The organism is Oceanicella actignis (genome assembly GCF_008124525.1).
Lineage (GTDB): Bacteria > Pseudomonadota > Alphaproteobacteria > Rhodobacterales > Rhodobacteraceae > Oceanicella > Oceanicella actignis.
In genome coordinates this window covers 173,839-193,370 of the sequence record NZ_VNHJ01000004.1, presented here as the reverse complement: position 1 = coordinate 193,370, position 19,532 = coordinate 173,839, and the positions used below count along the sequence as shown (strand labels likewise).

The 19,532-nt window shown below is 73.5% G+C and carries 17 protein-coding genes and 1 tRNA gene; 10 read left to right on the top strand and 8 right to left on the bottom strand.

Features of this window, described 5'->3' with window-relative positions; translation table 11 throughout:
• Window positions 1-268 precede the first annotated feature (268 nt).
• From LY05_RS08015 to LY05_RS08000, 4 genes are read left to right on the top strand one after another with little or no spacing between them, the layout of a single operon-like run.
• Window positions 269-1,123, top strand: a complete 855-nt coding sequence (locus tag LY05_RS08015; RefSeq protein WP_211356298.1) for a TatD family hydrolase — start codon at window positions 269-271, stop codon at window positions 1,121-1,123.
• Window positions 1,120-1,515: a helix-turn-helix domain-containing protein gene (locus LY05_RS08010; RefSeq protein ID WP_148922767.1), complete on the top strand. Its 396-nt coding sequence runs from the start codon at window positions 1,120-1,122 to the stop codon at window positions 1,513-1,515. Before LY05_RS08015 ends, LY05_RS08010 begins: the two co-directional genes overlap by 4 nt.
• Window positions 1,516-1,549: 34 nt before the next feature.
• Window positions 1,550-2,497 carry an ROK family protein gene (locus LY05_RS08005; protein ID WP_148922766.1) on the top strand — a complete coding sequence of 316 codons (948 nt, stop codon included), beginning with the start codon at window positions 1,550-1,552 and terminating at the stop codon, window positions 2,495-2,497.
• On the top strand, window positions 2,494-2,793 hold the full coding sequence (locus LY05_RS08000) for a succinate dehydrogenase assembly factor 2 (RefSeq protein ID WP_072748233.1): 300 nt from the start codon (window positions 2,494-2,496) through the stop codon (window positions 2,791-2,793). Before LY05_RS08005 ends, LY05_RS08000 begins: the two co-directional genes overlap by 4 nt.
• 385 nt (window positions 2,794-3,178) lie before the next feature.
• Here LY05_RS08000 and LY05_RS07995 read toward each other — a convergent pair whose 3' ends face one another.
• From LY05_RS07995 to LY05_RS07975, 5 genes are all read right to left on the bottom strand, one after another.
• A complete protein-coding gene (locus tag LY05_RS07995) occupies window positions 3,179-4,324 on the bottom strand; it encodes a CaiB/BaiF CoA transferase family protein (RefSeq protein WP_148922765.1) in 1,146 nt (381 codons plus the stop codon).
• A complete protein-coding gene (locus tag LY05_RS07990) occupies window positions 4,324-5,481 on the bottom strand; it encodes an acyl-CoA dehydrogenase family protein (RefSeq protein WP_148922764.1) in 1,158 nt (385 codons plus the stop codon). Before LY05_RS07990 ends, LY05_RS07995 begins: the two co-directional genes overlap by 1 nt.
• A 24-nt stretch (window positions 5,482-5,505) precedes the next feature.
• Complete coding sequence (locus LY05_RS07985) at window positions 5,506-7,641, bottom strand: 3-hydroxyacyl-CoA dehydrogenase NAD-binding domain-containing protein (RefSeq protein WP_282957559.1); 2,136 nt, start codon at window positions 7,639-7,641, stop codon at window positions 5,506-5,508.
• A gap of 2 nt (window positions 7,642-7,643) precedes the next feature.
• Window positions 7,644-8,852: an acetyl-CoA C-acetyltransferase gene (locus tag LY05_RS07980; RefSeq protein WP_148922763.1), complete on the bottom strand. Its 1,209-nt coding sequence runs from the start codon at window positions 8,850-8,852 to the stop codon at window positions 7,644-7,646.
• Between the two features lie 140 nt (window positions 8,853-8,992).
• On the bottom strand, window positions 8,993-9,790 hold the full coding sequence (locus LY05_RS07975; protein WP_148922762.1) for an enoyl-CoA hydratase: 798 nt from the start codon (window positions 9,788-9,790) through the stop codon (window positions 8,993-8,995).
• 324 nt (window positions 9,791-10,114) lie between these two features.
• Here LY05_RS07975 and LY05_RS07970 point away from each other — a divergent pair, with 324 nt between their 5' ends.
• Complete coding sequence (locus tag LY05_RS07970) at window positions 10,115-10,897, top strand: SDR family NAD(P)-dependent oxidoreductase (protein WP_072748227.1); 783 nt, start codon at window positions 10,115-10,117, stop codon at window positions 10,895-10,897.
• A 221-nt stretch (window positions 10,898-11,118) separates the two neighbouring features.
• On the opposite strand, the gene parC is transcribed toward LY05_RS07970, so the two are convergent.
• Window positions 11,119-13,539 carry a DNA topoisomerase IV subunit A gene (gene parC, locus LY05_RS07965; RefSeq protein ID WP_148922761.1) on the bottom strand — a complete coding sequence of 807 codons (2,421 nt, stop codon included), beginning with the start codon at window positions 13,537-13,539 and terminating at the stop codon, window positions 11,119-11,121.
• A 343-nt stretch (window positions 13,540-13,882) separates the two neighbouring features.
• Between parC and LY05_RS07960 the strand changes: the two genes are divergently transcribed.
• The 5 genes from LY05_RS07960 to LY05_RS07940 all read left to right on the top strand — a co-directional run bounded on the left by LY05_RS07960 (window position 13,883) and on the right by LY05_RS07940 (window position 17,463).
• Complete coding sequence (locus LY05_RS07960; protein WP_249041897.1) at window positions 13,883-14,707, top strand: SDR family NAD(P)-dependent oxidoreductase; 825 nt, start codon at window positions 13,883-13,885, stop codon at window positions 14,705-14,707.
• A gap of 35 nt (window positions 14,708-14,742) precedes the next feature.
• Window positions 14,743-14,958, top strand: coding sequence for a twin transmembrane helix small protein (locus LY05_RS07955; protein ID WP_249041896.1), 216 nt, complete (start codon window positions 14,743-14,745; stop codon window positions 14,956-14,958).
• 34 nt (window positions 14,959-14,992) lie between these two features.
• Complete coding sequence (locus LY05_RS07950; protein WP_072748225.1) at window positions 14,993-15,565, top strand: cob(I)yrinic acid a,c-diamide adenosyltransferase; 573 nt, start codon at window positions 14,993-14,995, stop codon at window positions 15,563-15,565.
• Window positions 15,566-15,772: 207 nt separating this feature from the next.
• Entirely contained in the window at window positions 15,773-16,534 is a 762-nt protein-coding gene (locus LY05_RS07945; RefSeq protein ID WP_072748224.1) for an electron transfer flavoprotein subunit beta/FixA family protein, read from the top strand.
• Window positions 16,534-17,463: an electron transfer flavoprotein subunit alpha/FixB family protein gene (locus LY05_RS07940; RefSeq protein ID WP_072748223.1), complete on the top strand. Its 930-nt coding sequence runs from the start codon at window positions 16,534-16,536 to the stop codon at window positions 17,461-17,463. Before LY05_RS07945 ends, LY05_RS07940 begins: the two co-directional genes overlap by 1 nt.
• A gap of 260 nt (window positions 17,464-17,723) precedes the next feature.
• On the opposite strand, the gene LY05_RS07935 is transcribed toward LY05_RS07940, so the two are convergent.
• Window positions 17,724-17,799: transfer RNA gene (locus LY05_RS07935), tRNA-Lys, on the bottom strand.
• Between the two features lie 107 nt (window positions 17,800-17,906).
• A complete protein-coding gene (locus LY05_RS07930) occupies window positions 17,907-19,142 on the bottom strand; it encodes a DUF2254 domain-containing protein (RefSeq protein WP_170258896.1) in 1,236 nt (411 codons plus the stop codon).
• Window positions 19,143-19,532: the final 390 nt, after the last annotated feature.

Here is a 19,532-nt window from a genome sequence, read left to right as displayed (position 1 = left end):
GGCCCTGACCGGCCGCGGGGGCGTCGCCGCGCGGCCCTTGGCGCGCCGCGGCGCGAAGGCTGCGCGGCCCCGCGGCCCGCCCCGTGCGCGGCGGCGCGGCCTTGTGCGGCGCATCGGGCCAGGCCGGGGCGGCCGCGCTCCGGCGCCTCGGGGCCGCCGCGCCGGTCGCCCCCGGCCGCAGCGCGGCGCGGCGCGCCAGGACCGGCCCGGGGCAGGGGCCCGAGGGCTGCGCGCCTGCGTCGCCGCGCCCCTTGCGCCCTGCGCGCGCATGATTAGGCTGCGCGTCATGGAGCTGTTCGACATCGGCGTGAACCTGGCCAAGTCGCATTTCGACCGCGACCGCGATCAGGTCGTGGCGCGCGCGAAGAGGGCGGGGGTGACGCGCATGGCCCTGACCGGCGTGGACGGGCCCGGCTCGGCGGCCTCGGCGGATCTGGCCGCGCGCCTCGGCTTCGTCTCGACCGCCGGCGTCCATCCCCACCATGCCGAGCGCTGGGACGAGGACGCCCCGCTTGTGCGTGCGCTGCTGGCCCGCCCCGAGGTGCGCGCGGTGGGCGAGTGCGGGCTGGATCTCGAGCGCGCCTACGCCCCGCGCGACGCGCAGATCCGCGCCTTCGAGGCGCAGCTGCGCCTGGCGGCCGATCTGGGGCTGCCGCTGTTCCTGCACCAGCGCGGCGCCGAGGCGCTGTTCTGCCGGATGCTCGCCGCGATGGGCCGGGATCTGCCGCGCGCGACGCTCCATTGCTTCACCGGCGGCGAGGCGCTGCTCGAAACCTGCCTCGAGCTGGGGCTGAGCTTCGGCGTCACGGGCTGGATCTGCGACGAACGCCGCAACGCCGAGCTCGTGCGCCTGATCGGCCGCATTCCCGCCGGGCGGCTGATGCTCGAGACCGATGCGCCCTATCTGTTCCCGCGCTCCATGCCCCGGACCGACGCGGGCGGCCCGCGCCGCGCGCGCAACGAGCCGGCGAACCTGGTCTGGATCGCCCAGGAGACCGCCCGCCTGCGCGGCGAGCGCCCCGAGGCCCTGGCCGCCGCGACCTTCGCCGCGGCCGAGGCGTTTTTCGCGCCCTCGGGGCCGGCGGCGCCACAGCCACGAAATCACGAGGAGGAAGCCCGATGACCGACCCGCAGGAATGGTATGGCGAAGAGGCCGCCACCCTCGGAGACCGCCTGGCCGCCGCGCGCATGGCCGCCGGTCTGAGCCAGGCGCAGCTGGCCGCGCGGCTTGGCGTGCGCCCCGCCACGCTGCGCAACTGGGAGGACGACCGCTCGGAGCCGCGCGCGAACCGGCTCCAGGTGCTGGCCGGTTTGCTGAACGTGTCGCTGGGCTGGCTGCTGACCGGCCGCGGCGAGGGGCCGGCGCCCGCCGACGAGGGCCCCGATGCGCCCCCGGTCGAAGAGGCCGCGCTGCTGGACGAGCTGCGCGCGATCCGCGCCGAGCATGGGCGGCTGGGCGACCGGCTGGCCCATCTGGAGAAGCGCCTGCGCAAGCTGGCGACGGCGCGGGGCTGATGCGCGCCGCCCGTCCCTGTCGCCCGGCGGCGGCATGAGCGGCGCGGACGACGCGCCCCGCCTTGGCCTCGACTTCGGCGGCACGAAGATCGAGGGGGTTCTGATGACCCCCGACGGGCGCGAGCTTGCGCGCATGCGCGCGCCCACCCCGCGCCATGACTACGCGGCCTGCCTGCGCGCGATGGCCGATCTGGCCGCCGCGCTCGAGGCGCGCGCGGGGGTGCGCGCGCCGCGCGCGGGCGTGGGGGCGCCGGGCTCGCTCTCGCCGGCCACCGGGCTGGCGCGCAACGGCAACGCGGTGTGGATGCTGGGCCGCCCCTTGGCGCGCGATCTGGCGCAGGCGCTGGGCCGGCCCGTGCGCGTGGCCAACGACGCCGACTGCTTCGCGCTGTCCGAGGCCGCCGATGGGGCGGGCGCGGGGGCGCGCAGCGTGTTCGGCGCAATCCTGGGCACCGGCGTTGGCGCGGGGATCGTGATCGCGGGGCGCGCGCTGCGCGGGCGCAACGGCGTCGCGGGCGAGTGGGGGCACATCCCCCTTCCCGCCCCGCGCGCCGACGAGCTGGACCCGCCGCGCTGCTGGTGCGGCCGGCGCGGCTGCATCGAGACGTGGCTGTCGGGGCCGGGGCTGGCGGCCGATTTCGCCCGCGCCGTCGGGGCGGCCGAGGGCGAGGGTCCGGACGCGGCCGAGATCGCGGCGCTGGCCGAGGCGGGCGACGAGGACGCCCGCGCCGCGCTCGATCGCTGGTTCGACCGGGCGGGCCGGGCGCTGGCGCTGATCGTGAACGTGCTCGACCCCGAGGCGGTGGTCCTGGGCGGGGGGCTGTCGAACCTGCCCGGCATCGAGGCGCGGCTGAGCGAGGCGACGCGGCCTCACGTCTTTTCGGACGTGTTCGAAACGGCCATAAGGCGAAACATGCATGGCGACGGATCGGGCGTGCGCGGCGCCGCCCGGCTTTGGGACGAGGAAGCGAGGGACACATGACGGGACACGAGCGCGACGGCGCCTTGGCGGACGAGGGCGCGGCCATGCGGCTCAAGCGGCTGCGGCTGCGCTGCTGGCGGCGCGGAACCAAGGAGATGGACCTGATCCTCGGCCCCTTCGCCGACGCGGTGGCCGAGGGCCGGGCCGCGTGCGATCTCGACGCGCTCGAGGCGCTGATGGCCGAGAACGACCAGGACCTGTATCTGTGGGTCAGCGGCGCCGCGCCCGCGCCCGAGCGGCACATGCCCATGATCGCGGCGCTGCGCGACTTTCACGGCATCGCGCCGCGCGGCTGATCCTGCCGGCGGCGGCGCCGGGGCGCGCGGCCGGGCGCAGGCCGAAGGCGGCCGGGTCATGGCGGCGAAACAGGGGCTCCCGCACGCCACCGCCGGGATCAACAGGCGCAACACCCGCGCAGAGGGCGGCCGACGGAACGACGGTGGCGGCGGTGACCGAGAAGGGATCGCCCGCGCGCGCCCGCGCGCGGAGGGTGCGGCCTGACCCGGCGCGAACCAGCCGGGCCAGCCGGGAACGCCCTCGCGGGCCGGGCCGCGCGGCGCGCGGGCGGAGCGATGGCGCGGCGGCGACCCTTTCCGCGCAGTGGGGCCGCCCGACGCAGACGCGCAAGCGTCGTGCGCGCCGGCGCTCGCATTCCGCCCGCACCGCCGCGCCGCGTTGCGCTCAGGTCAGCGCGCCCGCCTGGCGCAGCGCGTCGATGGCGGCGTCGTCCAGCCCGGCCTCGCGCAGAACCGCTTCGGTGTCGGCGCCGGCCGGGGCGGGCGGGCGCGGGGCGGGCGCCGGGGTGCGGTCGAAGCGCGGGGCGGGGGCGGCCTGAAGCACGCCCTCGACCTCGACATGCGCGCCGCGCGCGGCGTTGTGCGGATGGGCCGGCGCCTCGGAGGGCGCCAGCACCGGCGCCACGCAGGCGTCCGAGCCGGCGAAGATCCGCTCCCACTCGTCGCGGGTGCGGCTGCGGAAGACCTCGGCGTAAAGGCGCGCGCGCTCGGGCCAGTTGGCGCGGTCGTTCTGGTCGGCCAGATGCGCCGCCGGCAGCCCCGCGCGTTCGAGCAGCTGGGCGAAGAACTGCGGCTCGAGCGGGCCGACGGCCAGATACTTGCCGTCCCTGGTCTCGTAGCAGCGGTAGAAGGGGGCGCCGCCATCCAGCAGATTGGCCTGCCGTTCTTCTCGCCACGCGCCCAGCGCCGACATCATGCGGAAGATGCCGCCGAAGGCCGACACCCCGTCCACCATCGCCGCATCCACCACCTGGCCGCGGCCCGAGCGCCCGCGCTCCCACAGCGCCGCCAGAACGCCCAGCAGCAGGAACATCGCGCCGCCGCCGTAATCGGCCACCAGGTTCAGCGGCGGCGTCGGCGGGCGGTCGCGCTCGCCCATCATCCAGAGCGCGCCGGTCAGCGCCAGATAGTTGATGTCATGCCCGGCCGTGCGCGCCAGCGGGCCGCTCTGCCCCCAGCCGGTCATGCGCCCGTAGACCAGCGCGGGATTGCGCGCATGGCAGATCTCGGGGCCGAGGCCCAGCTTCTCCATCACGCCGGGGCGGAAGCCCTCGATCAGCGCGTCGGCGCGGTCGATCAGACGCAGCGCCGCCTCGACGCCCTCGGGGGTCTTGAGGTTCAGCGCCGCCGAGCGCTTGCCGCGGTTGTTCACGTCATGCGGCCGCGGCCCGCCCGAGGCGCGCTCGATCACGATCACCTCGGCGCCCAGATCGGCCAGCAGCTGCCCGGCCAGCGGGCAGGGGCCGAGACCCGCCATCTCGACCACGCGCAGCCCCTCGAGCGGGCCGCGGGAAGGGGCGGGGGCGGCCATCAGTCGCGCCTCCGCTCGTCAAGGCCAAGGCCGCGGGCGATGATCTCCTTCATGATCTCGGACGTGCCGGCATAGATGCGGCTGACGCGCGCGTCGGCGTAGATGCGGCAGATCTCGTATTCCTCCATGTAGCCCGCGCCGCCATGCAGCTGCAGGCATTCGTCGGCCACCTCGCACTCGACCTCCGAGGACAGAAGCTTGGCCTGCGCCGCCTGCTCGGCCGTCAGCCGGCCGGCGACATGCTCCATCGCGCAGTGGTCCACGAAGGCCTGGGCGGCGTCGATCCTGGTGCGCATCTCGGCCATCTTGAAGCGGGTGTTCTGGAAGGCGCCGATGGGCTTGCCGAAGGCGCGGCGCTCCTGCACCCAGTCGAGCGTGATGTCGAAGGCGCGCTGGGCCTTGGCCATGTAGCCGACCGCGCCGGTGATGCGCTCCTCGGCAAGGTTGGTCATCATCAGCTTGAAGCCCCCGGCGGGGTCGCCGATGACGTTCTCCTTCGGCACCTTGACGTCGTCGAAGAACAGCTCGGCCGTGTCCTGGCTGCGCAGCCCCAGCTTGCGCAGCCGCCGCCCGCGGCGAAAGCCGGGATAGCCCGATTCGACCAGGAACAGGCCGATGGCGTGGGGCCGGGCGGGGTCGGTGCGCGCCGCGACCACGATCAGATCGGCCAGATGTCCGTTCGAGATGTAGGTCTTGGCGCCGTTCAGCACCCAGTGATCGCCCCTGTCCTCGGCCCGGGTGCGGATGCCCGCCAGGTCCGAGCCCGCGCCGGGCTCGGTCATGGCGATGGCCAGGATCGTCTCGCCCGAGACCACGCCGGGCATGTAGCGGTCGCGCTGGTCCTCGGTTCCGAAGCGCTGCAGATAGGGGCCGACGATGCGGTTGTGCAGCGGGATGAAGAGCCCCGGCTCGCGCGGGCCGACCTCTTCGGTCAGGATCATGTCGTAGCGGAAGTCGTCGACCCCCGCGCCGCCGTATTTCCCGTCGGCATACATGCACAGAAAGCCGTTGGCGCCGGCCGAGCGCCAGACCTCGCGGCTGACCATGCCGTCTTCGCGCCATTTCTCGGAATGGGGAAAGACCTCGGCCTCGGCCCATTTGCGGACCGAGTCGCGGAACATCTCGTGCTCGGGCTCGTAGATGCGGCGTCTGAGCATGCGAATCTCCTTGCGGCGAAGGGGTCAGGCGGCGGCGCGGCCGTCGTCGCGCAGCCGGGCGAGGGCGCGCTCGGACAGGCGGAAGCGCTCGCCCCAGGCGTCGGCGAGCTGGTCGGCGCGGGCCTTGAAGGCCTCGGGCCCCATGCCGCGGATGAAGCGCAGCGCCCCGCCGGTGTGGTGCGGAAAGCCTATGGCCATGATCGAGCCGATGTCGCCCTCGACCTGCGAGCGCAGGACCCCCTCGTCGAGGCAGCGCAGCGCCTCGATGGCCTGGCGCCACAAGAGCCGGTCCTCGGCGTCGCGCATGGACGCGCCCGGCCCCTGCGCGAACTGCGCCAGCCCCGGCCACAGGCGCCGGCCCTCGGGGCCGTAGTCGTAGAACCCCGCGCCCGCCTTGCGGCCAAGGCGCCCCATCTCGACCATGGGGCCGGCCACGGCCAGCGTGGCGGCGTTGTCGGCGGGAAAGCCGTTCTCGACCCCCAGCCGCGCGTCCAGCGCCTTGTGCGTGGCGTGGACCTTCATCGTCAGCTCGAGCGAGACCTCGTCATGGACCTGGAGCGGGCCGACCGGCATGCCGATCTTCCACGCGGCGCGCTCGATGGCGGCGGGCGCCATGCCGTCGCGCAGCAGCGCCATGCCCTCGTCCAGATAGGTTCCGAAGACGCGGCTGGTGAAGAACCCGCGCGAGTCGTTGACCACGATGGGGATGCGGCCGATCTGGCGCACATAGTCCCAGGCCTTGCGGATCGTCTCGGCCGAGGTCTTCTCGCCCGCGATCAGCTCGACGAGCTGCATCTTCTCGACCGGCGAGAAGAAGTGGATGCCGATGAAGCGCGCGGGGTCCGGGCAGGCCTCGGCCAGGATCGAGACGGGCAGGGTCGAGGTGTTGGTGCCGTAGATCCCCTCTTCGGACAGAAGGGGGAAGGTGTCGGCGATGACCTTCTCCTTCAGCGCCAGGTCTTCGAACACCGCCTCGACGATCACGTCCGCCCCGGCGAAGTCGTCCTGCGCGGTGGGGCGGATGCGCGCCGTCAGCGCCTCGGCCTCGGCGGCGCTCAGGCGGCCCTTCTTCGCGCGCGCCTCGGCGATGGCGCCGGCGCGGGCCTTGCCGGCGCGGGCGGCCTCGTCCGAGACGTCGCGCAGCGCGGTTTCCAGCCCGCGCTCGGCATGGGCGTAGGCGATGCCCGCGCCCATCATGCCCGCCCCGATCACCGCCGCCGAGCGCGCGCGCCAGCGCGGCCCCTCGGGGCGGAAGCGGCCCGATTTGAGCGCGTTCATGCCGAAGAAGAAGGTCGAGATCGCCGCCTTCGCCTCGCGCGAGACGACCAGCTTGCAAAAGGCCCGGCTTTCCGCGCGCAGGGCGCTGTCGAAGCCCATGCGCATCGAGTTCACCGCCAGGTCCAGGATCCTTTCGGGCGCCGGCGACAGGCCGCGGGTCTTCCTTATCAGCAGCGTCGGGGCGACGGTCGCGGTCATGCGCACGTTCGGCGCGTCGGCGTCGCCGCCCGGATAGCGGAAGCCCTTGCGGTCCCAGGGCTGGACATGGGCGTCGGGATTGGCCCTGATCCAGGCCTTGGCGGCGGGGATCAGCGACTCGCGGTCGGGGACGATCTGGTCGATCATGCCCAGCTCGAGCGCGCGGGCGGGGGCGTGGGGCTTGCCCTCGAGCAGCACGGGCAGCGCCTTCTCAAGCCCCAGCAGCGCGGTGATGCGCACCACGCCTCCCGCGCCCGGCAGAAGGCCCAGCGTGACCTCGGGCACGCCGGTGACGGCGGCCGGATCGTCGACGCAGATGCGCCGGTTGCAGGCCAGCGCGATCTCGTATCCGCCGCCCAGCGCCGCGCCGTTGATGGCGGCGACGACCGGAACGGCCAGCCGCTCGAGCCGGCGCAGGAAGGCCTTGTTCTCCTCGACGTAGCGGAAATAGGTCTCGTCGGCCGTCTCGACCGCCAGCAGCGCGTTCAGATCGCCCCCCGCGAAGAAGGTCTTCTTGGCCGAGGCGATCACCACCCCGGTCAGGCCCTGCTCGGCCTCGAGCCGGTCCATGGTCTGCGCCATCAGCTCGCGGAACTGGGCGTTCATCGTGTTGGCCGACTGGCCGTCCATGTCCATGGTCACCACGACGACGCCGTCGGCGTCCTTCTCGTAATGGAACGGCATGATCAGACCCTTTCGATGATCGTGGCGATGCCCATGCCGCCGCCCACGCACATGCAGATCAGCGCGCGCTTGAGGCGCCGGCGCTCGAGCTCGTCGAGCATGGTCGAGACCAGGCACCCGCCCGTCGCGCCCAGCGGGTGGCCCATGGCGATGGCGCCGCCGACGACGTTCAGCTTCTCGTCCGGCACGTCGAGGTCGCGCTGCAGCTTCAGCGCGACCGAGGCGAAGGCCTCGTTGATCTCGACCAGGTCGATGTCGTCCATGCCCAGCCCCGCCTTGGCCAGCGCCTTCTTCGCGGCGGGGCCGGGGCCGGTCAGCATGATGGTCGGCTCGGTCGCCGTCAGCGCCACCGAGACCACGCGCCCGCGCGGCGTCAGGCCCAGATCCCTGCCCGCGCGCTCGTTGCCGATCATGACCAGCGAGGCGCCGTCCACGATCCCCGACGAATTGCCCGGGGTGTGGACATGCTCGATGCGCTCGACCTCGGGATACTTGGCCAGCGCGATCAGGTCGTAGCCCATGGCGCCGGGGCCGGCGAAGCTGGGCTTGAGCGCGCCCAGCTTCTGCATGTCGGTGTCGGGCTTGATGAAGTCGTCGCGCTCGAGGATGACCAGCCCGTTCTCGTCGCGCACCGGCACGACCGAGCGGTCGAACCAGCCGCTGTCGCGCGCATGGGCGGCCAGCTTTTGCGAGCGCATGGCGAAGGCGTCCACCGCGTCGCGGTCGAAGCCCTCGATGGTGGCGATCAGGTCCGCGCCCACGCCCTGCGGAACGAAGCCGGTGCGGATGTTGGTCTCGGGGTCCTCGGCGAAGGGGCCGCCGTCCGAGCCCATGGGCACGCGGCTCATGCTTTCATAGCCGCCGGCGCAGACCAGGTCCTCCCAGCCGCTGGCGACCTTGGCGGCGGCGGTGTTGACCGTGTCCAGCCCCGAGGCGCAGAAGCGGTTGACCTGCGCGCCGGCCACGTTCTGCGCCCAGCCGGCCTTTTGCAGCGCGATCTTGGGCAGCACGGCGCCCTGCTCGCGCACGGGGGTGACGCAGCCCAGCATCACGTCGTCCACCCGCGCGGTGTCCAGATCGTGGCGCGCCTGCATCTCGCGCAGCAGCGTCACCACCAGGTCGATGGGCTTGACCTCGTTGAGCGCGCCGTCCGCCTTGCCGCGCGAGCGCGGGGTGCGGATGGCGTCGTAGATATAGGCGGCTTCGGTCATGGGATGCTCCTTGCGATGGGCGCGAGGCGGCCGGGTCCGCGCATCGGGGCCGCGGGCGTCCGGGGCGGCGCGGCGGGGGCCGCGGGCGTCCGGGGCGGCGCCTCGGGGGCCGCGGGCGCGGCGCGCCCGGCCCCCACGGCTCAGAGCTGCGCGCGGCCCCGGGCGATGACGGCGGCGCGGCGCGCCTCGAGCTTCTCGGGCGTCTGGGCGGCGTTCCAGGGGCGCGAGCGCTCGGCCTCGAGCGCCAGCCCCTCGGCCAGGGTGCGCGCATAGCCGTCGTCGATCAGCGCCTTGTAGGCCATGATGAACTCGGGATCGGCCTGGGCGATCTCGGCGGCCATGCGCTCGGCCTCGGGCAGCAGCGCCTCGGGCGCGAAGACATGGTTCACCAGCCCCCATTGCAACGCGCGGTCGGCGCCGATGAAGGCGCCGGTGAATGACATCTCCTTCGCGCGCGAGGGGCCGATGATGCGCGGCAGCTTCTGGCTCAGCCCCCAGCCGGGCATGATGCCGACCCGCGCATGGGTGTCGGCGAAGCGCGCATTGCGCGAGGCGATGAGGATGTCGCAGGCCAGCGCCAGCTCGAACCCGCCGGTGATGGCCACGCCGTTGATCGCGCCGATCACCGGCTTGGGGCAGCGGCCGACGGCCAGGGCGGGGTCCTCGGCGGCCGAATCGGGGTTGGCGGCGGCGATGGCCTCGGGGTCGGCGCCCAGCTCCTTGAGGTCGAGCCCGGCGCAGAAGGCGCGCTCGCCCGCGCCGGTCAGGATGACGGCGCGCACCTCGTCGTCGGCCGACAGCTCGGCCATGGCGTGCGCCAGCGCGACGCGCAGCGCGCGCGAGAGCGCGTTCATCGCCTGCGGACGGTTGAGGATGACGGTCGCCACGCCGTCCTTGCGCCGCACGATCAGCGGCTCGGCCTCGCGCGGGGCGCTCATCGCGCGGCCCCCGAAGCGGGCGCCGCCGCGCGGGCGGGCAGGGCGGCGGAAAGGGGCGCGAATCCGGGCGCGGATCGGGGGGCGGATCGGGGGGCGCTGATGCGGCGCGTCACGGGCGTTCTCCTCCTTGCGCGCGGGCCGCGCCGGCTGCGGCCCGGGCTTGTCGTCGGGCTCCGCCGCGCGGCGCAGAGCCCTGTTTGACGCCGGCTTGAAGGCGAGGCTAGGGTTGGCGGCCGCTGAACTCAAGCGGCCTGTGAGGGTGACGCCGGGGCGCCCGCGCGCGCCGCGCGCGGGGCCGGGCGCAAGGGCTGGGAACGTGCGAGCATGAGCAATCCTTTCGATCTCGAGGGCCGGGTGGCCGTGGTCACCGGCGGCAATGGCGGGCTGGGTCTGGGCATGGCCCGCACGCTGGCGCGCATGGGCTGCGCCGTGTCGATCTGGGGGCGCAACCCCGAGAAGAACCGCCATGCCGAGGAAGAGCTGCGCGCGCTGGGCGCGGGCGCCGTCGCGGCCGAGCATTGCGACGTGACCGACCGCGCCTCGATCGCCGACGCCTTCGCGCGCACGCTGTCGCGCTTCGGGCGCGTGGACGGGATGTTCGCCAATGCCGGGGTGTCGGGCCAGCCCAAGCCCTCGATCGAGCGCACCCCGGACGAATGGCGCGCGCTGATGGCGGCGAATGTCGACGGCGTGGCCGCCTGCTTCCAGGTCGCCGCGCGCCACATGATCGAGCGCGCCAAGGCCGGCGACGCCTTCGGCCGGCTGGTGGCGACCTCGTCCGTGGCCTCGATCGAGGGCGCGGCGTGGAACGAGCATTACGGCGCCTCGAAGGGCGCGGTGAACGCGCTGGTGCGCGCGCTGGCGGTCGAGCTGGCCCGCCATGGCATCACCGTCAACGCCATCCTGCCCGGCTATGCCGAAAGCGAGATGACCGCGGGCCTGTTCGCCAACGAGAAATTCGTGCGCAACGTGCTGCCGCGCATCCCCATGCGCCGCTTCGGCCGGCCCGACGATTACGGCGGCGTGGCCGGCTATCTGATGAGCGACCTTTCCGGCTATCACACCGGCCAGTGCTTCGTGATCGACGGCGGCTACACGATCTTCTGACCGCCGGCCCTTCCGGGCGCCCGCCCGCCTGATCGCCCCGCCCGATCGCCGGTTTGATCGCCCGTCGCCGCCGCGCGCCTGACCGGCGCCGCGGAGGCAGGCGCGCAGGCGCGCGGGGGGGGGGCGGGCGCTCAGGCGCGCGGGGGGCGGACGCGGAACGGGCCGGGATGGCCGCGGGGCGCCGTCGCCGCGGCCGCGCGGCCGGCGCGATCGCGGCCTCGTCAGCCCTTGGCCGGCGGCTCGGCGCCCTCGGGCGGGAAGCGGTTGTCTCGCGGGAAGCCGCGCGGCGCCATGCGCCCTGCGCCGCCGCGCTTGCCCATCCATTCGTCCAGCTCGGGCCGCGCCACGGTGCGCACGCGCCCGCCGCCGTCGAACCAGCGCAGGCCCTGGTCGATCGCGAAGACCATGGCGTCGCTCAGCCCGCCATCCTTGTATTTCTGCAGCCGCACGCCCTTGCCGCGAGACATGCGCGGCAGCTCGTCCAGCGCGAAGACCAGAAGCTTGCGGTTCTCGCCCACCACGGCGACGTGATCGCCGACGGCGGGCCGGCACACCGCCGCGCGCACGCCCTCGCGCAGGTTCAGGGCCTGCTTGCCGGCGCGGGTCTGGGCCAGCAGCTCGGCCTCGTCCACCACGAAGCCGTCCCCCGCGCTCGAGGCCAGAAGCCGCGCCATGCCCGGGCGGTGCGGGAAGATGGCGACCAGGTCCTCGTCATTGGGCAGATCGACCATCAGGCGCACCGGCTCGCCCATGCCGCGCCCGCCGGGCAGGTTGGCCGCCGAGATGGTGTAGAAGCGCCCGTTCGTCGCGAACAGAAGGATGCGGTCGGTGGTCTCGGCATGGAAGGCGAAGCGCGGGCCGTCGCCATCCTTGAACTTGACCTCGGCGTCGAGCGGGTTGTGCCCCTTCATCGCCCGGATCCACCCGTTGCGCGAGCACACCACGGTGATCGGCTCGCGCTCGATCATGGCCTCGAGGGGCACCTCCTCGACCTTGGGCGCGTCGGCGAAGCCCGTGCGGCGCGCGCCCTGGGGCCATTCGGCGCCATGGCGGGCCTTGAGCGCGGCCAGGTCCTCGGCGAAGGTCACGGCGCGCAGCTCCTCGGGCGCGCCGAAGCGCGCGCGCACCTCGCGCAGCTTGCCGGCCACGCGCGCCCATTGCGCCTCTTCCGAGGCCAGCAGGGCCTCGAGCTCGGCGCGCTCGGCGCTCAGCGCGTCGCGCTCGGCGCGCAGCTCCATTTCCTCGAGCTTGCGCAGCGCGCGCAGGCGCATGTTCAAGATCGCCTCGGCCTGCGACTCGGTCAGGTGCAGCCCGCCGGGCCGGCGCGCAAAGTCCAGCGCCGCCGCCTCGGCGCCCGCGGCGGCGGACCAGTCCTCGGCCATCAGCGCCGCCTTTGGGTCGTCCTCGGTGCGGATGATCTCGATCACGCGGTCGAGGTCGAGATAGGCGATGATGTAGCCGGCCAGCACCTCGAGCCGGCGCGCGATGCGCTCGAGCCGGTGGCGCGAGCGCCGGACCAGCACCTCGCGCTGGTGGTCGAGGAAGGCGCGCAGCACCTCGGACAGCGAGCACACCCTGGGCGTGCGCCCGTCGATCAGCACGTTCATGTTGAGCGGAACGCGCACCTCGAGATCCGTCAGGCGGAACAGCGTCTCCATCAGCACGGCCGGATCGACGTTGCGCGAGCGCGGCTCGAGCACGAGGCGCACGTCCTCGGCGGATTCGTCGCGCACATCGGCCAGGATCGGGATCTTGCGGGCGTTGATGAGCTCGGCGATCTTCTCGATCAGGCGCGATTTCTGCACCTGGTAGGGGATTTCGTCCACCACCACGCGCCACTGGCCGCGGCCCAGATCCTCGACGCGCCAGCTCGCGCGCAGCCGGAAGCCGCCGCGGCCGGTGCGGTAGGCCTCGACGATCGACTCGCGCGGCTCGACCAGCACGCCGCCGGTGGGAAAGTCGGGGCCCGGGACATGGCGCAGCAGATCCTCGACCGAGGCGTCGGGATGAGCGATGAGGTGCAGCGCGGCGTCGATCACCTCGGCCGCGTTGTGCGGCGGGATCGAGGTCGCCATGCCCACCGCGATGCCCGAGGCGCCGTTGGCCAGCAGGTTCGGGAAGGCGCCGGGCAGAACCTCGGGCTCTTCGTCCTCGCCGTCATAGGTGGGGCGGAAATCGACCGCGTCCTCGTCCAGCCCGTCGAGCAGCTCGGCCGCGACGGCGGTCAGGCGCGATTCGGTGTAGCGCATGGCCGCGGCGTTGTCGCCGTCGATATTGCCGAAATTGCCCTGCCCGTCGATCAGCGGGTAGCGCACGGCGAAGTCCTGCGCCAGGCGCACCAGCGCGTCATACACCGCCTGGTCGCCATGGGGGTGATACTTGCCGATCACGTCGCCCACCACGCGGGCCGACTTCTTGAAGCCCTGCGCCGGGTCCAGCTTGAGCAGCCGCATGGCCCACAACAGGCGCCGGTGCACGGGCTTGAGCCCGTCGCGCGCGTCGGGAAGCGCGCGGTGCATGATGGTCGAGAGGGCGTATTGAAGATACCGATCCCCAAGCGCGCGGCGCAGGGGTTCGGCGATGATCGCGCCGCCCGCGCCGGGGCCCGGGCCGATGTCGTCGGTGTCGATGCTGTCTGCCATGGGCCGGTGATACAGCGGCCGCGCGGCGCGGTCCAGCGCCCGCTGCGCGGCGGGACGGCGCGCGGGCGGCGCGAGGGCGGATTGACAGGCGCGCGCCCGGCGGGCCTTCTCGCGGCGTCGGCGAGGGTGCGGATCGTCGGCGGAATGGCAGACGAAGGGGGCGGCGATGACCGATGCCAGGCGCCGGGCGGGCGGACGGACCGAAGGGCGCGGGGCCCAGAAGGTGAGCGGGAGGCCGGCCGAATCGCCTGCGGACGGGGCGCGCGGGGCCTCGGCCGCCGCGGCGCCCTATGGGGCGCCCGGACATGAAGCCGGACAAGAGCCGGGCGCCGACCCGCGGCGCGTGGCGCTCATCACCGGCTGCTCCTCGGGGCTGGGGCTGGCGGCGGCGCGGCATCTGCGCGCGCGCGGCTGGCGCGTGATCGCCACCTGCCGCGCCGAGGCGGACGCGCGCGCGCGCCGCGACGAGGGCTTCGAGAGCTTCGCGCTCGACTACGCCGACGAAGCGTCGGTCGCCCGCGCGCCCGAGGCGCTGCGCGCGCTGACCGGCGGGCGGCTGGACGCGCTGGTCAACAACGGCGCCTTCGCGCTGCCCGGCGCGGTCGAGGACGTGCCGCGCGCGGCGCTGCGCGAGATCTTCGAGACGAACCTGTTCGGCGTGCACGACCTGACGCGCCGCGCCATCGCGTTGATGCGCGCGGCGGGGGGCGGGCGCATCGTCAACGTCTCGTCCGTGCTGGGGCTGGTCGGGGCGCGCCACCGCGGCGCCTACGCGGCGACCAAGTTCGCGCTCGAGGGGCTGACCGAATCGCTGCGGCTCGAGATGCGCGGGACCGGCGTGCATGTGACGCTGATCCAGCCGGGGCCGATCCCCTCGATGATCCGGCGCAAGTCCGCGCCCCGCTTCGAGCGCTGGATCGACTGGCGCGCCTCGGCCCGGCGCGCGGAATACGAGGCCGAGCTGCTGCCGCGCCTGCGCGCGCCCGAGGACGGCCCGCCGGGCTTTCTGGGCGCCTCGCCCGAGGCCTATTGCCGCGCCCTGGCGCGGGCGCTCGAGGCGCGCAGACCGCCCGCGCGCGTGCTCGTCACCCGCGCCAGCTGGATCGCCGAGGGCCTGCGCCGCGCCGCGCCCACGCGCCTGCGCGACGCGCTGCTGGCGCGGATCTGAGCGACGGAGTCTGGCCGAAGGCGGCGCGGCGCGCTATGTCCTCGGCCATGTCCAAGCTGTTTCTTCTGTTCGCCGTCGTCTCGTGCCTGATCACGCTGGGGATCGTCATCTTCGGCGCGGGGTCCTTCGCGCGCGGCGGCGCCTTTCACAAGCGCAACGCAAACCGCATGATGCGGCTGCGGCTGCTGATGCAGCTGGTCTCGATCGGGCTGATCGTGGCCACGGTCTGGCTGGCGCGCCACGGCTACTGAGGCGCCCGCCGCGGCGCCGAGCGAAGGGGGATCCATGGTCGTTCTGAACCGAATCTACACCCGCACCGGCGACAAGGGCGACACGGCGCTGGGCGACGGCTCGCGCCGCGCCAAGGACGATCTGCGCGTCGAGGCCTACGGCGCGGTGGACGAGGCCAACGCCGCCCTCGGCCTGGCGCGCCTGCACGCCGAGGGCGAGATGGACGCGGCGCTGGCGCGTATCCAGAACGACCTGTTCGATCTGGGCGCCGATCTGTGCCGCCCGCCCCGCCCGGACGAGGCCGAGGCCGAGCATCCGCCGCTGCGCATGGCCGACTCGCAGGCCCGGCGGCTCGAGGCCGAGATCGACGCCATGAACGCCGCCCTCGCGCCGCTGCGCAGCTTCGTGCTGCCGGGCGGCTCGGCGCTGGCGGCGCATCTGCATCTGTGCCGCACCGTCGCGCGCCGGGCCGAGCGGCGCGCCGTGGCGCTGGCCGCGCGCGAAGAGGTCAACCCCGCCGCCATCCGCTACCTCAACCGGCTGAGCGACTGGTTCTTCGTCGCCGCGCGCGTCGCCAACGAGAACGGCGCGCGCGACGTGCTGTGGGTTCCGGGCGCGAACCGCTGAGGGGCGCGGGTGCGGCAGGCTGCCGCGGCTTGGGGCGGCTCTTGACTTACGCGAACGTCAACGTCAGGTTCGCCCCGCAGCCCCGCGCGGCGATTTCGGCGCGGCGCGGTCGTTTTTCGCCTCGTCCCGGCGCGCGCGCCGGGGTAGAGGGAGGGGACGTTTTCTTGCGCGGCGCCCCCGCCGCGCGCAACGAGGAGAAACGCTGAGATGAAGGTGCTCGTGCCCGTCAAACGCGTGATCGACTACAACGTGAAAGTCCGCGTCAAGGCGGACGGCTCCGGGGTCGATCTTGCGAACGTGAAGATGTCGATGAACCCGTTCGACGAGATCGCCGTCGAGGAGGCCATCCGCCTCAAGGAAAAGGGCGTGGCGACCGAGGTCGTGGCGGTCTCGATCGGCGTCAAGCAGGCGCAGGAGACGCTGCGCACCGCGCTGGCCATGGGCGCCGACCGCGCGATCCTGATCGAGGCGGCCGAGGACGTGACCCAGGACATCGAGCCGCTGGCCGTGGCCAAGCTGCTCAAGGCCGTGGTCGAGGAAGAGCAGCCGGGCCTGGTCATCGCCGGCAAGCAGGCCATCGACAACGACATGAACGCCACCGGCCAGATGCTGGCCGCGCTGCTGGGCTGGCCGCAGGCGACCTTCGCCTCGGAGCTGAAGATTGAGGGCGACCATGCCGTCGTCACGCGCGAGGTCGACGGCGGCCTGCAGACCGTGAAGGTCAAGCTGCCCGCCATCGTCACCGCCGACCTGCGCCTCAACGAGCCGCGCTACGCTTCGCTGCCCAACATCATGAAGGCGAAGAAGAAGCCGCTCGAGGTCAAGACGCCCGCCGATTACGGCGTGGACGTCTCGCCGCGCCTGACGGTGGTCTCGACCTCGGAGCCGCCCGCGCGCAAGGCGGGCGTCAAGGTGGCCGACGTGGCCGAGCTTGTGTCGAAGCTGAAGAATGAAGCGGGGGTGCTCTGATGGCCGTCCTGATCGTCGCCGACCATGACAACGCGTCGCTGAACGACGTCACCGCCAAGACCGTCTCGGCCGCCAAGGCCATCGGCGGGGACGTGCATGTGCTCGTCGCCGGCAAGGACGCCGGCCCCGCCGCCGAGGCGGCCGCCAGGCTCGACGGCGTCAAGAAGGTGATCCATGTCGAGGGCGACGCCTACGCCCATCAGCTGGCCGAGCCGATGGCCGAGCTGGTGCGCTCGCTGGCCGACGCCTACGAGCACATCCTGTTCCCCTCGGCCAGCATGGGCAAGAGCGTCGCGCCGCGCGTCGCGGCGCTGCTCGACGTTATGGTGCTGTCGGACGTCACCGCCGTGAAGGGCCCGGACGAGTTCGAGCGCCCGATCTACGCCGGCAACGCCATGCAGGTGGTGCGCAGCGCCGACCCCAAGAAGGTCATGACCATCCGCGGCGCCAGCTTCGACGCCGCCGGCGAGCAGGCCCCCGCGCCGATCGAGACCGCCCCCGCCGCCGCCGATCCCGGCCTGTCGGAGTGGGTCGAGGACAAGCTGGCGGCCAGCGACCGGCCCGAGCTGACCTCGGCGCGGATCGTCATTTCGGGCGGCCGCGGCGTCGGTTCGGCCGAGAACTTCAAGATCATCGAGCGCCTCGCCGACAAGCTGGGCGCGGCGGTCGGCGCCTCGCGCGCGGCGGTCGACTCGGGCTACGCGCCCAACGACTGGCAGGTCGGCCAGACCGGCAAGGTGGTCGCGCCCGAGCTCTATATCGCCGTGGGCATCTCGGGGGCGATCCAGCACCTGGCGGGCATGAAGGACTCGAAGGTCATCGTCGCCATCAACAAGGACGAAGAGGCGCCGATCTTCCAGGTCGCCGATTACGGCCTGGTCGCCGACCTGTTCGAGGCCGTGCCCGAGCTGGAGAAGCAGCTGGGCTGACGCGCCCCGCGCAGCGCCATGCCGCCGCCCGCCGGCGGCGCGGACCCCGGACGCCTCGCGCGTCCGGGGTTTTTCGCGTCGGTCCGGGCGGGGGCGCGGGCTGCGGGGCGGGGCTGCGGGGCGGGGCCGCGGGACCGGGCTGCGGGGCGGGGCTGCTGGACCGGGGGGCGACAGCCGGCCCGCGCCGCCGGCGTCGGCCCGGGGCCGCAGCGCGCAAAATGAAAAGGCCCCGTCGCCTGCGCGACGGGGCCGAAACCTGGTGGTGGGTGTACAAGGACTCGAACCTTGGACCCGCTGATTAAGAGTCAGCTGCTCTACCAACTGAGCTATACACCCTCCGTGAGCCGGGTATCTATACGGCGACTCAGGGCTTTGCAAGACCCGATCGAGAGAAAATCGCCGCAATTTCCGCGCGCCGCGCCAGCCCCCGCCAAGGGGGCGGATCAGGCGCCGCGGCGCGGCTCGGCGCGGGCAAGCTCGCGCACGAGGCGCGCGACGGCGGCGCGGTCCTCGCCCTCGGTGCAGGCCTCGAGACGGTCAAGCAGCTTGCCCAGCGCGGCCGAGGCGATGGGATCGGGGCGCGCATAGGGCAGGCACGCGCCCAGCGACGCCGACAGCAGCGCGGGCCAGGACAGCTGCGGCAGAACGACCAGGCCCTCTTCCTGGTCGCAGGCCGCGGCGCCGGCCTCGAGCCGGGCGATCAGCGCCGCGTGCAGCCAGTTCATGCAGTAAACCGCGGTGAAGGGATCGTTGACGCCGGGCGAGAGCGCGCGCGCGGCCACCTCGACCAGCTGCTCGACCAGGAACAGGGTGTTCTGCTCTTCGGTCTTGCCCTCGCCGATGGCGATGGTCTTGCGCAGCGCATCGGCCAGCTCGTCCGAGGGCGGCGCGCCCTCGACGCGAAAGGCGGGCTCGATGGCCGAGACGAAGCTGCCCGGCGGCGCAAGCAGCGTCACGCGCGCCGCGCAGTCCAGCGCGATGCGGGCGATTCCCTCGGGATCGACGGCGCGGACATAGCCGGGCTGCGCGGCCGTGACCTCCCAGGCGGGAAGGGTGCGTTCGGGCCGCAGGCCGCGCGTGCTTTCGGGCGCGGGCAGGTCGGGCCGGACGACGCGCGCGCACAGTCGCCGCCCCAGCGCCGCCACCAGATTGGCGATGTCGATCGTGTCGGGGATGTGGTGGAAGAAGTAGATCGTCGTGCCGACCGAAAGCAGCGACAGCAGCAGCGCCGCCCCGATCGAGATCTGGGGCACGAAGGCGTGCCCGCCATTCTCCGGGCCCGCGCCTTCGACGGCGCGCAGCGTCATCAGGGCGTAGACGAAGGCGGCCATCAGGATGCCGAGGCTCCACTGCGCGCCCCGATCGCGCATGAAATTGCCGATCAGCCGCGGTCCGTGCTGCCCCGAGGCGAAGGTGACCGCGACGATGGTGATCGAGAAGGCCACGCCCGCCACGCCGATGGCGGCCGAGGCGATGACCCCGAGCGTGGCGCGCGCATCCTCGGGGCGGGCGCTGAACAGCCCCTCGGGCACAAGCTCGGCCACGCGCGGGTGGCGGTCGGCCCAGCCCAGCAGCAGCGAAAGCGCGACGGCGGCCAGAACCAGCGACGCGGGAATGAACCAGTAGCTGCCGCGCAGCTCGATCGCGGCCTCGCGCAGCCGGACGGCGCCCAGATGCATGTCGCTCCTCCATTTTCGCGGCGGCGCAAGAGGCGCCGCGCATCCTCGGTCGATAAGAGCGCGATTCGCCCGTTGCGCGCGAGACATCCGCGCGGCGCGCTGGGCCGGGGGCGGCGGCGCGGCGGGCGGGCGCGGGCCGCCGCGGCGGGAAAAGGACGTGAAGCGCCGGCGCCTTGGGGCGCGTTCCTCGCGCGGCGGAGCCGGGGCGCGCGCCCTGTGGGGCATCGCATGGGGCGGCGCGGCGGCGGGCGGTCTCGCGCGGCAAGAAGACGTGAAGCGCCGGCGCCTTGGGGCGCGTTCCTCGCGTGGCGGAGCCAAGGCGCGCGCTTTTCAGGAGCGCGTCGCATGGGGCGGCGGCGCGTCGAGCCGTCTTTCTTGTTCAATCGAAAA

Coding starts and splice junctions, on each gene's coding strand:
- LY05_RS08015 (WP_211356298.1), top strand. CDS start 269: ATGATTAGGCTGCGCGTCATGGAGCTGTTCGACATCGGCGTGAACCTG.
- LY05_RS08010 (WP_148922767.1), top strand. CDS start 1,120: ATGACCGACCCGCAGGAATGGTATGGCGAAGAGGCCGCCACCCTCGGA.
- LY05_RS08005 (WP_148922766.1), top strand. CDS start 1,550: ATGAGCGGCGCGGACGACGCGCCCCGCCTTGGCCTCGACTTCGGCGGC.
- LY05_RS08000 (WP_072748233.1), top strand. CDS start 2,494: ATGACGGGACACGAGCGCGACGGCGCCTTGGCGGACGAGGGCGCGGCC.
- LY05_RS07995 (WP_148922765.1), bottom strand. CDS start 4,324: ATGGCCGCCCCCGCCCCTTCCCGCGGCCCGCTCGAGGGGCTGCGCGTG.
- LY05_RS07990 (WP_148922764.1), bottom strand. CDS start 5,481: ATGCTCAGACGCCGCATCTACGAGCCCGAGCACGAGATGTTCCGCGAC.
- LY05_RS07985 (WP_282957559.1), bottom strand. CDS start 7,641: ATGCCGTTCCATTACGAGAAGGACGCCGACGGCGTCGTCGTGGTGACC.
- LY05_RS07980 (WP_148922763.1), bottom strand. CDS start 8,852: ATGACCGAAGCCGCCTATATCTACGACGCCATCCGCACCCCGCGCTCG.
- LY05_RS07975 (WP_148922762.1), bottom strand. CDS start 9,790: ATGAGCGCCCCGCGCGAGGCCGAGCCGCTGATCGTGCGGCGCAAGGAC.
- LY05_RS07970 (WP_072748227.1), top strand. CDS start 10,115: ATGAGCAATCCTTTCGATCTCGAGGGCCGGGTGGCCGTGGTCACCGGC.
- parC (WP_148922761.1), bottom strand. CDS start 13,539: ATGGCAGACAGCATCGACACCGACGACATCGGCCCGGGCCCCGGCGCG.
- LY05_RS07955 (WP_249041896.1), top strand. CDS start 14,743: ATGTCCTCGGCCATGTCCAAGCTGTTTCTTCTGTTCGCCGTCGTCTCG.
- LY05_RS07950 (WP_072748225.1), top strand. CDS start 14,993: ATGGTCGTTCTGAACCGAATCTACACCCGCACCGGCGACAAGGGCGAC.
- LY05_RS07945 (WP_072748224.1), top strand. CDS start 15,773: ATGAAGGTGCTCGTGCCCGTCAAACGCGTGATCGACTACAACGTGAAA.
- LY05_RS07940 (WP_072748223.1), top strand. CDS start 16,534: ATGGCCGTCCTGATCGTCGCCGACCATGACAACGCGTCGCTGAACGAC.
- LY05_RS07930 (WP_170258896.1), bottom strand. CDS start 19,142: ATGCATCTGGGCGCCGTCCGGCTGCGCGAGGCCGCGATCGAGCTGCGC.